Here is a 13,475-nt window from a genome sequence, read left to right on the forward strand (position 1 = left end):
TCGATTGCAACGGCAATTCCCTGCCCTACTCCTACGCACATCGTCCTGTGCCTCCCTGTGCCGTGCTGTCAACGAGCGGCACGCCGCTCAGTTCCTGCAGTTCCTCGAAGCCGATGTCAGAGTAGATTTCACGGACGTGCAGGCCATCCTCGGCGACCTCCATCATCGCCAGGTCGGTGTAGATGCGGCTGACGCAGTTCATTCCGGTCAACGGATAGGTGCATTGCGCCACGATCTTGCTCTCGCCCTGCTTGGTCAGATGTTCCATCATCACGAACACCTTCTTCGCGCCGATCGCCAGGTCCATCGCGCCGCCCACGGCGGGGATGGCGCCGGGTGCGCCGGTATGCCAGTTGGCCAGGTCGCCGCGCACGGAGACCTGGAATCCGCCAAGCACGCAGTAGTCGAGATGGCCGCCCCGCATCATGGCGAACGAGTCGGCATGGTGGAAGTAGGCTCCGCCCGCCAGCAGCGTCACGAACTGCTTGCCGGCATTGATCAGGTCACCATCCTCCTCGCCGGGAGCCGGCGCAGGCCCCATCCCGATCACGCCGTTCTCGCTGTGGAGGATGATCTCGCGGTCACCGATGTGGTTCGCGACAAGCGTCGGTACACCGATGCCGAGGTTGACATAGGAACCCTCGGGTATGTCGCGCGCCACACGCTGCGCCATTTCGTCTCGTGTCAGCCGTTTCATGCTTGCTCCTTGTCCGTTACGCGCACTACGCGTTGCACGAAGATGCCCGGGGTGACGACGGCTTCGGGATCAAGCTCGCCCAGCGGCACCACGCTGTCCACCTGGACGATGGCTGTCTTTGCCGCCGTCGCCATGATCGGGCCGAAGTTGCGTGCGGTCTTGCGGTACACGAGATTGCCCCAGCGGTCTGCCTTGAGCGCCTTGATCAGCGCGAAGTCGGCATGCAGCGGCAATTCGAAGACATAGTTCCGGCCGTTGATTTCCCGGCATTCCTTGCCTTCCGCGAGCAGCGTGCCATAACCGGTCGGCGTATAGAATCCGCCGATGCCGGCGCCCGCCGCGCGAATCCGCTCCGCCAGGTTGCCTTGCGGGACGAGTTCGAGCTCGATCTCGCCACGACGATACAACTCGTCGAAAACATGCGAGTCGGTCTGGCGCGGGAAGGAACAGATGATCTTGCGCACCCGCTTCGCCTTGAGCAGCGCCGCGAGGCCGGTGTCGCCGTTGCCGGCATTGTTGTTGATGATGGTGAGTTCGCGCGCGCCCTGCTCGATGAGCGCGTCGATCAGCTGCGCCGGCATGCCGGCGGTTCCGAAGCCGCCGATCATGACCGTGGCGCCGTCGTGAATACCGGCGACGGCGGCGGACAGGGATGGAAAGATTTTATCGATCATGGATGACAAGAGTGCGGACTGTGCGGCGGTTCAGGAAACAGCGCGCTCGCAGCGCCCGGGATGCTGGGCGACACGCTCGCCGATAACAGATGATGAAGCCATGGTATTGGGACACGCCTGGACCGTCCAATATCATTTGGGTCCGCGGCGATATCTTTAAGGTATGACGCGGACAACCGTTACGCAGCAGCTTGCCATATCTTGAGCGCATCCACCGTCTCCGCAACGTCGTGCACCCTGACGATGCTTGCGCCGTGTGCTGCCGCTGCCAGGGCTGCTGCGATACTGGCTGCAAGGCGCGCGTGCACCGGTTTTCCGGTGATCTCGCCCAGGATGGATTTCCGCGACAGGCCGGCCAGCAGCGGGACGTGAAGATCGTATTTGATGTAGTCAATGCCGGACAGCAGCGCCAGATTCTGTGCGACGGTCTTTCCGAAGCCGAATCCCGGATCGATGCACAACCGGTTCCTTGCGATTCCCTCCTCTTCCATTGCGCGCACGCGCTGGTAGAAGAATTGCCTGACTTCGTTCGTGACATTCTTTGCAGGAGAAGGAGCATGCAGCTTGTCCGCAGGGCCATTGGTATGCATGATGCACAGTCCGCAGTCGCCCTGGCGCACCGCCTGCATGGATTCCGCCGTGCGAAATCCGCTCACGTCATTGATCATGTCGGCCCCGGCAGCGAGCGCGGCGCGCATGACATCGGGTTTGAATGTATCGACCGCGATGGGCACACCGCAGTCGCGCAAGGCGGCAATGACGGGAAGGATCCGGCGCTGTTCTTCGGTGCTCGATACGGAGGCAGCGCCGGGCCGGGTCGACTCGCCGCCGATTTCAATCATGTCGGCGCCCTCCGCGATCATTGCCTCTGCGCGGGCTACAGCCTTTTCGACAGAGTCAAATCGCCCGCCATCGGAAAACGAATCGGGATTGACGTTCAGGATGCCGACGACCAGCGTGCGGGATCGCGGTCCGCTGACGGGAAAGCAAAAGCGGCCGACCTGCCAGACATGTTCCGGCATGTTCATATGATCATTCGTCACGTGCCGCTCCTTGCAGACCCGGGGGCAATCGATTCGCATTGGCAAGCAGGCGCTCGAGCATTTTCTGCAACTGTTCCGACTCCTGGGGCGAAAAACCTTGCAGGAAACGGCTGTTGATGCCGACCAGGATAGGTTCAATCTGCGGGTACAGGCGGCGTCCGGAGGGCGTCAACTCGACGAGCATCGCCCGCTTGTCCGACTCGCTGCGCGTGCGCCGCACGATCCCTTTTTCTTCGAGCCTGCCAATCAGCCTCGACATGGCGCCCATGTCGATTCCCGCATACGCCCCCAGCTCGCCGATCGTCTGGATCTGGTCCCGCGCGATGGCGATCACAACGACAAGTTGCGCTGCAGTGAGATTGAGTCTTGCGAGATCCTGCTCAAGGGCAGCGTACAGCGCATTACGCACCGAGTTGACCAGATAGCCGAGGCCGTTCCTGCTGCACGACCGAACACCATCGGAAAGACTGGATAGTTCCATTCCACACTCCTGAAGCACTTGTTTAATTTACTTGCCTAGGCAAGTAATGTCAAGCACGATGCATGCAAGGAGCTGAACCAACAGGGTCATGACGGCAATGTCGAGACCGCATTGCATGCTGTACGGCCGTATCGGTGGAACATCGGCACCTGCTCAACCGCCAGACTGGATACCCTCGACTCCCTCATGCCCTTCACATTGCCCGAGTCCCCGCAGGCAACGCTCGAGACTGCTGGCGCTGGGCTTGTCGACGAATACGCAACGCTTGCCGCTGCGCTTGCAATGATCCTTCACACGCCAGTAGGCGTCATGGCTGATGCATCCGGTCTGGCAGATCACGAGGTCCGCCGCCGCCAGGCTGGCCTCCAACTGCGCGGGATTGTTTTCCTCGCCGCCGTCATGGTGCAGGAAACGGCCGCCCGTGCATTCGATCAACTGCCGGTATACCGGCACGCTGGCTGTGCGCCCGCCCACGCACAGCACGGACTTGTCGCGCAAGTCGGCAAGGGAGGCGGGATCGTCCGATCCTGCTGCCGCTTCCCGCTGTTCTTCCCGGCGGCGCATGACGGCGACCTGCTCTTCCAGCTTCTGCACACGCGCAATCTCCTGTTCGGCACGCTTTTGCCATTCGGTCCGGATCCGCTCAAGCTCCTGTGTCCGCAACTGCAATGCTTCCATGTGCTGGAGGAGTTCCAGCCGCGCCTGCAAGCCCGGCACCGCGGCATGCAGCGATGCAAGCTCTTCCTGCAGTAAAGCCAGTGCGGAATCGCGGGCGATCAATTGCCCTCTCAAGCGCAAGAGATCGGCATTCATGCGATTCATCTCGGCGGTGCGGCCCGCGGCCGACAGCAAGTGACGCTCCTTCTGCTCCGCCAGCTCGCGCCGCAGAGTCGCGTTTTCCTCCTGCAACTGCTCCAGCCGTTGCAGGTCGGCACGGTTGCAGGCCCCCATCTGGTGCTGGAACATGTGGATGTCCTGGCATACCTTCTCGCACAGCTCCTCGTCGCAACGCGGGTGCGACAGCGTCGCCCACAGGGCGCCCGCTACGCCGTTACCCTGCTGCAGGGATTCGTCCCACAGCGCTAATTGCCTGGACCTGGATGCCGGGTATGCGGCGTCCCCCGGGAAAGCATCGGCAGTGACGCTGACAGTGCAGCAGCCTGTGGTTGACTCTTATCGTGATCACACATGGGTATCCCCTTCGATGTCAAGGAAGCAACTCTCTTGAAGCGGAGCGAAATGCGTTGAGTCGACAGAGTATGATGAGAATCATTCGCATTTAAAAGCATTAATGCGAAACAGGCACGCAAATTCGGAAAGCGATGCACTGCGAACGGATGGAATGGCCGGAATCGCGGCTGAACGTGTTGTGCCCGGCCGAACGGAACGCCCCGGAGTGTCGCAACAAAACCATCGACAGCACCGTGACCGGATGGCAGGCCGGCACCTCCGCCATTGAAAATTTCCCCTGTTTATTCAATCACTTCCGCGTCACCGCATACGCCTTGCGCGGCACTGGCACGCTGCCTGCACTAGCCGCTTCGACGCAGCCATATGCGGCGCGTCCCCATTCCAATTACGCACAAGGAGCAATACACATGCAAAACGAGACTCGCCGCTCATTCGTCAGGAGCGCCCTCGCCGGCGCGGCATTCGCCGCCGTCGGTCCATCGCTGGCCCGTCCGGCACTGGCTGCGGACGACATCAAGGAAGTGAAGTTCGCCGAGGATCCGACGAATCTGAAACCGGGGCAGGAAACCTCGCACACGCCATCCATCGCGCTGGAGAAAGTCGACAGCAAGGCGGTCGCGTACGGCAAGACGCCGCCAGGCGAGTTCTATCGTGTCACCGTCCAGGCCAGACACGAGGCGACCAACGAGCATTACATCGGTGCGATCGCGCTGTACCTGAACGGCAAGCTGGTTGCCGAACACACGATGAACAAGGCCCTGGCCGACGCATCGCTGCCGGCCGTGACCTTCGTGCAGCGGCTCAAGGCGGGCGACAAGCTGCTGGCAGTCACGGACTGCAATGTGCATGGCAAGTGGGGCAACCGGACTACAGTCTGAACGCATCGCGCAATGCGCTGAGGACAAGCGCGCCCCTCCATCCCGGCAGGGGCGCGTTCGAGGGCATTAATCCGGCAAGTCGAACAACAAGACTTCCGCAGCTTCTGCCCCGGACAGCGTGACAAGCGTCTCGTCGGTGGCTTTCAATGCATCTCCCGCCGCCAGTGCGATGCCGTTTACCAGCAGCTTGCCGCGTGCCACATGCACATAGATATTGCGGCCGCCCTCGATCCGGTATTCGAGTGTGTCATCACCATCCAGGATGGATGCGTAGATCGCCGCATCCTGGCGCAGCGATACCGACCCGTCGCGGCCTTCCTGCGATGCGATCAGGCGCAGTTGTCCTTTCTTTGATTCGGCATCAAAGTGCTTCTCTTCATATCCGGGAGCACCGCCGGCGGTCTCCGGCATGATCCAGATCTGAAGGAAATGCACGGGCTCTTCCCGCGAATGGTTGTATTCGCTATGCACCACCCCGGTACCCGCGCTCATGCGCTGCACATCGCCGTAACGCAGCACCGAACCATTCCCCATGCTGTCCTTGTGTTCGAGCGCACCATCGAGAACATAGGAGATGATTTCCATGTTCTTGTGGCCGTGCGGATCGAAGCCGTAGCCCGGCTCTACCCGATCGTCGTTAATCACGCGCAATGGCCCGAAACCCATGTGCTCCGGGTCGTGGTAATGCCCGAAAGAAAAGGTGTGCTGCGAATGCAGCCAGCCGAAGTCGGCTACGCCGCGGTCGTTACCTTTGCGAATCTTCAGCATGTTTCACTCCTTGTCCTGTTCAACAATTTCTGATTTCAATATTCGAGCCAGTCGAATACTCACTTGCAACCAAAACGCCCTACGAGTTGTATTATGGGGATCAACATCGAGAATAAAAAACGGAAAATTTACCGCTCTTCTTTCGAAATTTTCGAAAATGAAACTCAGACTAAGCCTTGAAGCCCTTCAAATCGTCGATGCAATCGCACGGCGCGGCTCCTTCTCTGCAGCGGGCAAGGAATTGTTCAGGGTGCCGTCGACGATTTCCTACACCGTGTCCAAGCTCGAGGACGACCTCGGCGTCCAGTTGTTCGAGCGGTCCGGCCCCAAGGTCGTGCTTACGCCGGCAGGAGAGGAATTGCTGAAGGAAGGCCGCTACCTGCTCAAGGCGGCGGGCGACCTGGAGTGCCGTGTCCGGCGTGTCGCGGATGGCTGGGAGACAGAATTCGCCATCGGAATGGACTCCCTGCTCTCCCCGATCGGCCTGAGGAAGGATATCGAGGCGTTCTACGCTGTCGCGGACCAGACGCGGTTGCGGATTGTCCGGGAGGCCTTGTCCGGTACATGGGAGGCGCTGCTGGACCGGCGCGTCGATCTCTTGATCGGCGCGGCGGGAGAAGGCCCCTCCGGTGGCGGCTATACGGCCGAGCCGATCGGGACAATAGCATTTGTATTTGCGGTCTCCCCGGCGCACCCGCTGGCAAAGGCAAGACGGCCTCTTTCGAAGACCGACCTGCACGACTACCGCGCCGTTTCCGTGTCCGATTCGGCACGCCAGCTGGAAGCGCGCACCGTCGGGCTCCTGTTTGGCCAGGACACGCTGTCCGTGCCGGACATGCTTACAAAATATGAATTCCAGGTTGCCGGTCTTGGCTTCGGCTTTTTGCCCGAGGATTGCGCCCGACCGGCAATCGAAAGCGGCTTGCTGGTCGAAAAGAAAGTACAAGAGCCGAAGCCCGATGAAACCTTTTATCTGGCGTGGCGTACCGGAGACGAAGGCGCCGCGCTCCAATGGTGGATCGACCGCGTGCGGACGGCGCAGCCGTTTGCGGAAATACGCAGGGCCATGTGGACTGCGACGCAGTTACAGGCATAGGCAGGGATCTCAGCTTATATCCCGAAAGCTCAGCACCTTGCCGGAACCGGGCGAATAATTGTTTCGCGAATCCTCCAGATCCTGTATCAGCGCCAGCATTTCCCCGTCGATGATGAAGCTTGCCGCCGAGTCCGCCTCGATAATCCGCTGTGCCGGCTGCGAGCGGGCGACGACAAAGCCCTGCACATAGTCGACACCGATCTCTGCCAGCGTTCTTGCGGTGGCGGCATCCTCGGCCCATTCGGCAATCGTCTTCATGCCAAGGTTCATCGCCAGTTTTACGATCGCCTCCACGATCGCCACGTCGGCCGGATGCGCATTGATGTTCTGGACGAACTTTCCGTCGATTTTCAGGACGTCGGCAGGCAGTTCCTTCAAATAGGAGAACGAGGTGTAACCGGCTCCGAAGTCGTCCAATGCCACGCGCACGCCGCAGCTTCGGATCTGGTCGATGAAGCGGCGGGTGTTGTCGAGGTCGTGCAGCGCCACGCTTTCCGTGATTTCCATGCACAGATAGCGTGCGCCGACCGGATACTCTTCGAGGGTGACGAGCGTATCCTGGATAAAGTGTTCATCGTTGAGCGATGCGCCGCTCAGGTTCATGCAGATGAACTGGGTCTTCTGCAAGGCAGGAAGATTTTCTTCGATCCACTGCAGCGTCGTCGCCAGCACCCAGCGGTCGATCATGCCGGTCAGGCCGCTCTTCTCGGCCGCGTCAATGATGCGGCCCGCAGTGATCACGCTATTGTCCGGGCCGTGCATGCGCAGCAGAACTTCGAAATTGAGCGATCCGCACGGGTTGTTGAAGGCCATGATGGGCTGCATTTCGAGAAACAGGTGCCGCGTGGCATCGCCGTGCGACAACTGCTCGACCAGGTCGAGTTCTGCCTGCCGCTCGTGGAAGGCGGATGCATTCCGTTCGTAGACAACCAGTCCCTCCCCCTGCCGCGCCTTCGCCTCGCGGCACGCGCGGTCTGCGGCCGACACCGCTTCCTTTATCGACATGCCGGGGCTAACCTCGATCAGGCCGATCGAACCGCGCACGTGGAATGCCTTGTCGCCGACGCGATATGGCAGCTTGCCGAGACCGGTGACGATCCCCTGGCAGATAAGGGACGCAAGCGGAATCCCCGTGTCCGGCATCACGATCAGGAACTCGTCGCCGCCCACGCGCCCGATCTTGTGGCTTGTTGGCAGGATGGACGAGATGCGCTCGCAGACCTGCTTGAGCACTTCGTCGCCGGCGGCGTGGCCAAAGAGGTCGTTGATGAGCTTGAAACGGTCCAGGTCGAGATAACCCAGCGTCATCGACCGGCCCATGCCCTCGGCAAGGTTGAAGATCTGTTCGATGCCGCGCCGGTTGTACACCTTCGTCAGCGGGTCGTTGTTGGCCATGAAGCGAAGGTCCTCGGTTGCCTTGGCCTGCTCGGTAATGTCCTGCAGGAACCCTTCGATCTTCCCGCGCGACAACGTCGCCTTCAGCAGGTAGCGCCGGCTTCCGTCCGCGTTCCAGACTTCCATCTCCGCGTCGCTCTGGCGGTGCACGCTCTCGTGCAGCGTCGTCCAGGTGTCCGGCGTGAAATGCCGCATCCACTGCTTCTGGTCGGCGCAGTCCATGCCGATCATGTCGCGCAGGGCCGGGTTGCAGCTCAAGACATTGCCTTGGGTATCCAGGGAAAACAGGCCGATGGGCATGACCTGGTAGGTATGCTCGAGTTCGCGCTGTGCCTCGACGCGCTGGTCGTGCTCCTGGCGCATGCGTTCCGCAATTGCCAGGGCTGCGAGCAGGCTTGAGGCAAGTGCAGCGGTCACGCTATTGACCACGCCGACGAAATCGCGGACGCCGAGAGCGGCGGCAATCACTTCGGACAGGCTGGACATGAAAGTCACGCCGAATGCAGCAACCAGCCAGAACGCGACCATGGAACGCGTGCGGGCGAGTATGCCCAGCAGGCTGGCGACCATCACCAGCAGCCCTGCCCCGGCCAGCAGCCACATGACGGGCAGGAAGGTCCTGAACGGAAGGAAGACCGCCGCGGCCAGCAGCGGCAGGCACATCCAGTGCGTGATGGACAGCGGACGGGCAAAGCGGGTGCGCGGAATCTGCTCCTCGAACAGCTTCGAATACAGCTCCAGCGTGACGAGGGCATAGAGCGCGATCGTCACGGTGCGCATCGGCAATAGCCACTCTTCCGGCACATGCTGGCCCAGCCATTGCACGTCCCAGCCGGCGGAGAGCGCGCCCACACGCAAGTTCAGGCACAGCCAGACGGCGAACAGGACGTAGAGCTTTTCCCGGTTGATGAGCGCAATCATCAGTACGAACATCGCCAGTACCACCAGCCCGCCATCGAGCAATCCGGACTTGCGATGGAAGTGCGCTTCCGACATCGCAAACTGCGGCTGCGACCACTGCAGTGCCGTCAGCCTTGCCGGACCGACGAACTCGGCACGGCATACCGCCTGGGCCGCGGACGATTGCAGCGTGAAGCCGCTCTTGGCTGGCGCCAGTCCGCCTTCGGCATTTGACTTGGTGGACTTGCCGATCAGCTCCAGGGTTTCCCCATTCCAGCACACCATCTCTACGGCGTGGCGTGACGGGAACTCGATGACGGTTGGGGTTTTCGTATCGAAAGATCGTTTCAGCGAAAACCACACCGGCGCTTCCGACAGCTTCGTCTCGTACTCATACACCGGCTCGACAGCGGCGAGCCGCGCAAGCGCTTCATTGGGGGCTTGAATGGCTGCTGACTGGACGACGTGCACACGCAGCGGCCGATCCGGCTCGGCGCGATACTGGCTGTTCCAAAGCGCGAGCGCGATGACGGAAAACACTGCAATCGCCAGCGGAACGAGATAAAAGGACATCGCGGCGAGCAGCTGACGAAGCGATTCCTTCATGCCTTTGGCACCGTTCGGAAGTTGGATATGCGTTCGCATCCGGATCAAACGAAATAGTGTTGCGGTAAAAAAATGGCCTTGGATGCATCCTTCTTGTGGACGCCCCCAATCGCCGCTGTTACTGCGGCAACGGTGTCGACGCAAAGGCAGGTTTCTGCTTGTCAGACACTGTCGATCCACTCAGGGTTTCCCGGCGATCGACGGAAATATCGGGGTGATCAGTATGACTGAAGAAGTCGATCAAAGGGTGCTTGGCCGCAGTCCAGCGCGCATGGCCGGTACCGATTTCGAATGCCATGACACGGTGCGGAATGTTACCGGCATGCTGCAACGGTACGAAACCCTGCTCCGGGTAGAGGTCGGAAAACAGGAGCGCCTCATATTGCTTGTCGATGGGTGCGCGCCCGGCGGCGATGGCCCACCGTACGCGATTGAGCTCGCAATACATGAAGCTGGCCTTGACCAGTGCAATCTTCACCAGGCGACCAACGCGGCCGCTCTCCACGCCCAGGCGTGTGACTTCCGCAAGGCGTTCTCCCTGCATGTATGCGGGCAGAACGATGGAGCGTTCGACGCACAGCGGACGCTCCATATTGGTCTGGATGCGCGCCGTTCCCAGCGGGGAGCCGTCCAGCTTGGATTCGGCAAGCAGCACGACGGCGGCGCTGTCATAGTCGAGCGCCTCAGGTTCCTTCAAGGTATCGCCCAGTTCGGGAAGATGGCGGGAGTATGCGGAGTGCCGCACGCGGATCGCCTTGAAGAGATCGGTCTCGCTTTGGACAACCCGGATGGTGAACGGAAAGCGTTCGACCTTCGTCGTGCCGGCACGCGGAAATCCGATACCGCCACTGATGAATTTTGCAGCGGATGAGGTGACGTGGATGGATTGGTTGTTCATGGCGATTCCTTTTCTCAATTAGTGAAATCTTCTGGTCGGGATGGAAAGTCAGGCCGCTGGTCTTGCCACTGCAAGTCGCGCCTGTGAGACTCGTGTCATCTGCTTGCGTTGAGGAAAGCAGTTGACCATGCTACGCAAGACCCGAAATCATCAGCTTGGTTTCCAGCAACAAAAATGAATTTAGGCACTGAATTGAAAATTGGCAACGATACTTGTCGACTATAAGTATTCGAGAAGCGAGCGGATCTTGCGGGGAAGAGAAAAGAAGAACGTCGTGTTTTTGAGGCGGGGCGTGATGTTGCGCGGAGAAAATGTTTGGAGACTTGGCGAATCCAGTCCCTCCGTCGGTTGCACTTGGTTACAAAATACTTGCTTAATTGAAACGGAAATTAAATTTTCGGGCCCGCAAATGACCGAGGCTATTTCTCTCGAAAAACCTTTATGCACCTTCCCCGTTTATCGCCTGAGAAGCAAATGCATACCCAATTGCAAACCGCTTCGTTCGCGCCGACGAAGTATGGCCAGTAAAGACGGCGTATTACCAAACCTGGCAACAGGAAGAACGCGTGCGGCTGACAAAGGCGGGCGACGAAGTTCTTTCGTTTGCCATTAGTCATTAGCCCGACTGCTTCGCCTCTCCTTCCAATGAAGCCTTGTTGCCGCCATCGCTTCCGGATCTCAAGCGGTCTGCGTCCTAATCCAAAATGAGAATCAATAACGAAATGCATGGCGTACCTTGACCATGACCCTGCCGCATGCCACGCTTAATGGATAAATTACTCATCAGGAGCACCCATGAAAGGCGATACGGCGATCATTGATATTCTCAACGGCCTTCTTGCCGGTGAACTGACCGCAGTCGACCAGTACCTGATCCATGGTGAGATGTACGCCAACTTCGGCTTTCCGCATCTCGCCGAGCACAGCCTCCACGAATCCGACCATGAGCGCCACCATGCGCGCTTGCTGATCCAGCGCATTCTTTTCCTGGAGGGCACGCCGGATCTGAGCAAACGGCAGGCTCTCAAGGTGGGGAGCACCGTCCCGGAGATGCTGCAAGCGGATCTGGATGTCGAATACCACGTCGTCGGCGAATTGAAGAAAGCCATCGCCGCATGCGAGTCGGCCAAGGACTACGTGACGAGGGACATGCTCGTCCAGCAGCTGGAAGATACCGAAATGGACCATGCCTACTGGCTCGAGCAGCAAATCCGGTTGATCGGACTCGTCGGCCTGCAGAACTACCAGCAAAGCCAGATGGGCTCGTCCTCTTCTGCTACGACCTGAAGGAGCAAGCGATGAAAGGCGATGCGCAGATCCTGACCCTCCTCAACAAGGTGTTGAAGAACGAGCTGACCGCGATCAACCAGTATTTTCTCCATGCACGCATGTTCGGGCACTGGGGGCTGGGACAGCTCGGCAAGTACGAGTACAAGCAATCCATCCGCGTCATGAAAGAAGCGGACGAGCTGATCGAACGGATCCTGTTCCTGGAAGGCCTGCCCAACCTGCAGGACCTGGGCAAACTGCTGATCGGCGAAGACGCTGCGGAATGCCTTGATTGCGATCTCCGCCACGAAAAGACCCATCACCAGCTGCTGGTGCAGGCCATCGCCAATTGCGAGGTCGTCCATGACTATGTCAGCCGCGATCTGCTGGAAGAACTGCTGGAGCACTGCGAGGGCTCCATCGACTGGCTCGAAACCCAGCAGACTCTGATCAAGGATGTCGGGCTGCAGAACTACCTGCAGTCACAGATGAAAAGCGCGGGCGACTGAGTCCGGTGGATTTTCCGGTTATCGGCTCCCGCAGGTGTCTCACCGAAAGGACGACAGCCGAGTGACCAGGGTGTAATCCGCCTCCGACGCCATCAGCCCCACCAGGACCAGCAGGCACAGCGGCGGAACAAGGATCGCGTATACCAATGCCATGCGCTCCCAGGCCATGTGCATGAAAATCGCGACGATCAATCCAGCTTTCAGCAACATGAAGACGATAATCAGGGCCCATCGCAGGTAGCCCTGAAAGTGAAAATAATCAACCAGATAGGACAAGGTGCTGAGCACAAACAGCAATCCCCAGATCTTGAGGTACAGGCTGACCGGATGTTGTTGTCCGCCGGGAGAACTCATGGCTAGCCTCACCAGAGATAAAACAGCGCAAAAATGAATACCCAGACCAGGTCGACAAAGTGCCAGTAGAGCCCGGCGATCTCGACGATCTGGTAATTGCCGCTTTTCTCGTATCGCCCGCGCAGCACGCGAAGCGCCACGATCAGCAGGTAAATCACGCCGGCCGACACATGCATGCCGTGAAAACCGGTGATCATGAAGAAGGTGGCGCCGAACTGCGCCGCCCCCAGCGGATTGCCCCATGGACGGATGCCCTCTTCCACGATCAGCTTGGTCCATTCGAAGGCCTGCATACCGACAAACAAGGCGCCGAACGCAGCCGTCGCCATCATCAATACTGCGGTGCGCAGGCGATCGCGCCGGTAGGCGAAATTGACGGCCATTGCCATCGTGCCGCTGCTGGTGATCAGCACGAACGTCATGATGGCAATGAGAATCAGCGGCACCTCGACGCCGCCGATATCCAATGCGAACACATGGCTGGAGTTCGGCCACGGTGCCGGCGTCGAAACACGCACCGTCATGTAACCGGTCAGGAAGCAACTGAAGACGAAGGTATCGGAAAGCAGGAAAATCCACATCATCGCCTTGCCCCACGATACCGAGAAGACTTCCTTGTCGGATGACCAGTCGGCCACCAGTCCGCGCCATCCGCCCGGCGAAACCGATGCATCCTTCGATGGAGACAACTGCGCGCTCATACCGCCTCCGTAGCC

At 59.7% G+C, this 13,475-nt stretch carries 14 protein-coding genes; 4 read left to right on the top strand and 10 right to left on the bottom strand.

The window, feature by feature from the left end; translation table 11 throughout:
* Positions 1–31: 31 nt before the first annotated feature.
* From AC3WOY_RS00480 to AC3WOY_RS00500, 5 genes are all read right to left on the bottom strand, one after another.
* A complete protein-coding gene (locus AC3WOY_RS00480) occupies positions 32–697 on the bottom strand; it encodes a 3-oxoacid CoA-transferase subunit B (RefSeq protein WP_492420256.1) in 666 nt (221 codons plus the stop codon).
* Positions 694–1,371: a 3-oxoacid CoA-transferase subunit A gene (locus AC3WOY_RS00485; protein ID WP_492420258.1), complete on the bottom strand. Its 678-nt coding sequence runs from the start codon at positions 1,369–1,371 to the stop codon at positions 694–696. The genes AC3WOY_RS00480 and AC3WOY_RS00485 overlap by 4 nt, the downstream gene beginning before the upstream one ends.
* Positions 1,372–1,550: 179 nt before the next feature.
* Positions 1,551–2,414, bottom strand: a complete 864-nt coding sequence (gene folP / locus AC3WOY_RS00490) for a dihydropteroate synthase (protein ID WP_492420259.1) — start codon at positions 2,412–2,414, stop codon at positions 1,551–1,553.
* On the bottom strand, positions 2,404–2,895 hold the full coding sequence (locus tag AC3WOY_RS00495; protein WP_492420261.1) for a MarR family winged helix-turn-helix transcriptional regulator: 492 nt from the start codon (positions 2,893–2,895) through the stop codon (positions 2,404–2,406). The genes folP and AC3WOY_RS00495 overlap by 11 nt, the downstream gene beginning before the upstream one ends.
* Before the next feature lie 153 nt (positions 2,896–3,048).
* Positions 3,049–3,861, bottom strand: a complete 813-nt coding sequence (locus AC3WOY_RS00500; protein ID WP_492420263.1) for a DUF2325 domain-containing protein — start codon at positions 3,859–3,861, stop codon at positions 3,049–3,051.
* Positions 3,862–4,493: 632 nt separating this feature from the next.
* On the opposite strand from AC3WOY_RS00500, the gene AC3WOY_RS00505 reads away from it, so the two are divergent.
* Entirely contained in the window at positions 4,494–4,964 is a 471-nt protein-coding gene (locus tag AC3WOY_RS00505; RefSeq protein WP_492420265.1) for a desulfoferrodoxin family protein, read from the top strand.
* 66 nt (positions 4,965–5,030) lie between these two features.
* Here the strand turns inward: AC3WOY_RS00505 and AC3WOY_RS00510 are convergent, their stop codons facing one another.
* Positions 5,031–5,732 carry a pirin family protein gene (locus AC3WOY_RS00510; protein ID WP_492420266.1) on the bottom strand — a complete coding sequence of 234 codons (702 nt, stop codon included), beginning with the start codon at positions 5,730–5,732 and terminating at the stop codon, positions 5,031–5,033.
* A 157-nt stretch (positions 5,733–5,889) separates the two neighbouring features.
* Between AC3WOY_RS00510 and AC3WOY_RS00515 the strand changes: the two genes are divergently transcribed.
* The gene (locus AC3WOY_RS00515; protein ID WP_492420267.1) at positions 5,890–6,828 is read left to right on the top strand and encodes a LysR substrate-binding domain-containing protein; all 939 of its coding nucleotides are present in this window, start codon (positions 5,890–5,892) and stop codon (positions 6,826–6,828) included.
* 9 nt (positions 6,829–6,837) lie between these two features.
* Here AC3WOY_RS00515 and AC3WOY_RS00520 read toward each other — a convergent pair whose 3' ends face one another.
* Both AC3WOY_RS00520 and AC3WOY_RS00525 read right to left on the bottom strand, forming a co-directional pair.
* Positions 6,838–9,729, bottom strand: coding sequence for a putative bifunctional diguanylate cyclase/phosphodiesterase (locus AC3WOY_RS00520; protein ID WP_492420269.1), 2,892 nt, complete (start codon positions 9,727–9,729; stop codon positions 6,838–6,840).
* A gap of 118 nt (positions 9,730–9,847) precedes the next feature.
* Entirely contained in the window at positions 9,848–10,627 is a 780-nt protein-coding gene (locus AC3WOY_RS00525) for a hypothetical protein (protein WP_492420270.1), read from the bottom strand.
* Positions 10,628–11,422: 795 nt separating this feature from the next.
* On the opposite strand from AC3WOY_RS00525, the gene bfr (AC3WOY_RS00530) reads away from it, so the two are divergent.
* On the top strand, positions 11,423–11,914 hold the full coding sequence (gene bfr / locus AC3WOY_RS00530; protein WP_492420272.1) for a bacterioferritin: 492 nt from the start codon (positions 11,423–11,425) through the stop codon (positions 11,912–11,914).
* Positions 11,915–11,925: 11 nt separating this feature from the next.
* Positions 11,926–12,405 carry a bacterioferritin gene (gene bfr, locus AC3WOY_RS00535; RefSeq protein WP_492420274.1) on the top strand — a complete coding sequence of 160 codons (480 nt, stop codon included), beginning with the start codon at positions 11,926–11,928 and terminating at the stop codon, positions 12,403–12,405.
* A gap of 39 nt (positions 12,406–12,444) precedes the next feature.
* Here bfr (AC3WOY_RS00535) and AC3WOY_RS00540 read toward each other — a convergent pair whose 3' ends face one another.
* Positions 12,445–12,759, bottom strand: coding sequence for a cytochrome C oxidase subunit IV family protein (locus AC3WOY_RS00540; protein ID WP_492420276.1), 315 nt, complete (start codon positions 12,757–12,759; stop codon positions 12,445–12,447).
* 8 nt (positions 12,760–12,767) lie between these two features.
* On the bottom strand, positions 12,768–13,460 hold the full coding sequence (locus AC3WOY_RS00545) for a heme-copper oxidase subunit III family protein (protein ID WP_492420278.1): 693 nt from the start codon (positions 13,458–13,460) through the stop codon (positions 12,768–12,770).
* Between the last annotated feature and the right edge of the window lie 15 nt (positions 13,461–13,475).

Source organism: Noviherbaspirillum sp. FW303-A3 (assembly GCF_058788695.1).

Bases quoted from the DNA above. Each gene is read 5' to 3' on its own strand.
- bfr (WP_492420272.1), top strand. From the start codon at position 11,423: ATGAAAGGCGATACGGCGATCATTGATATTCTCAACGGCCTTCTTGCC.
- AC3WOY_RS00545 (WP_492420278.1), bottom strand. From the start codon at position 13,460: ATGAGCGCGCAGTTGTCTCCATCGAAGGATGCATCGGTTTCGCCGGGC.
- AC3WOY_RS00525 (WP_492420270.1), bottom strand. From the start codon at position 10,627: ATGAACAACCAATCCATCCACGTCACCTCATCCGCTGCAAAATTCATC.
- AC3WOY_RS00480 (WP_492420256.1), bottom strand. From the start codon at position 697: ATGAAACGGCTGACACGAGACGAAATGGCGCAGCGTGTGGCGCGCGAC.
- AC3WOY_RS00485 (WP_492420258.1), bottom strand. From the start codon at position 1,371: ATGATCGATAAAATCTTTCCATCCCTGTCCGCCGCCGTCGCCGGTATT.
- AC3WOY_RS00505 (WP_492420265.1), top strand. From the start codon at position 4,494: ATGCAAAACGAGACTCGCCGCTCATTCGTCAGGAGCGCCCTCGCCGGC.
- AC3WOY_RS00510 (WP_492420266.1), bottom strand. From the start codon at position 5,732: ATGCTGAAGATTCGCAAAGGTAACGACCGCGGCGTAGCCGACTTCGGC.
- AC3WOY_RS00500 (WP_492420263.1), bottom strand. From the start codon at position 3,861: ATGTTCCAGCACCAGATGGGGGCCTGCAACCGTGCCGACCTGCAACGG.
- AC3WOY_RS00515 (WP_492420267.1), top strand. From the start codon at position 5,890: ATGAAACTCAGACTAAGCCTTGAAGCCCTTCAAATCGTCGATGCAATC.
- bfr (WP_492420274.1), top strand. From the start codon at position 11,926: ATGAAAGGCGATGCGCAGATCCTGACCCTCCTCAACAAGGTGTTGAAG.
- AC3WOY_RS00520 (WP_492420269.1), bottom strand. From the start codon at position 9,729: ATGAAGGAATCGCTTCGTCAGCTGCTCGCCGCGATGTCCTTTTATCTC.
- AC3WOY_RS00540 (WP_492420276.1), bottom strand. From the start codon at position 12,759: ATGAGTTCTCCCGGCGGACAACAACATCCGGTCAGCCTGTACCTCAAG.
- AC3WOY_RS00495 (WP_492420261.1), bottom strand. From the start codon at position 2,895: ATGGAACTATCCAGTCTTTCCGATGGTGTTCGGTCGTGCAGCAGGAAC.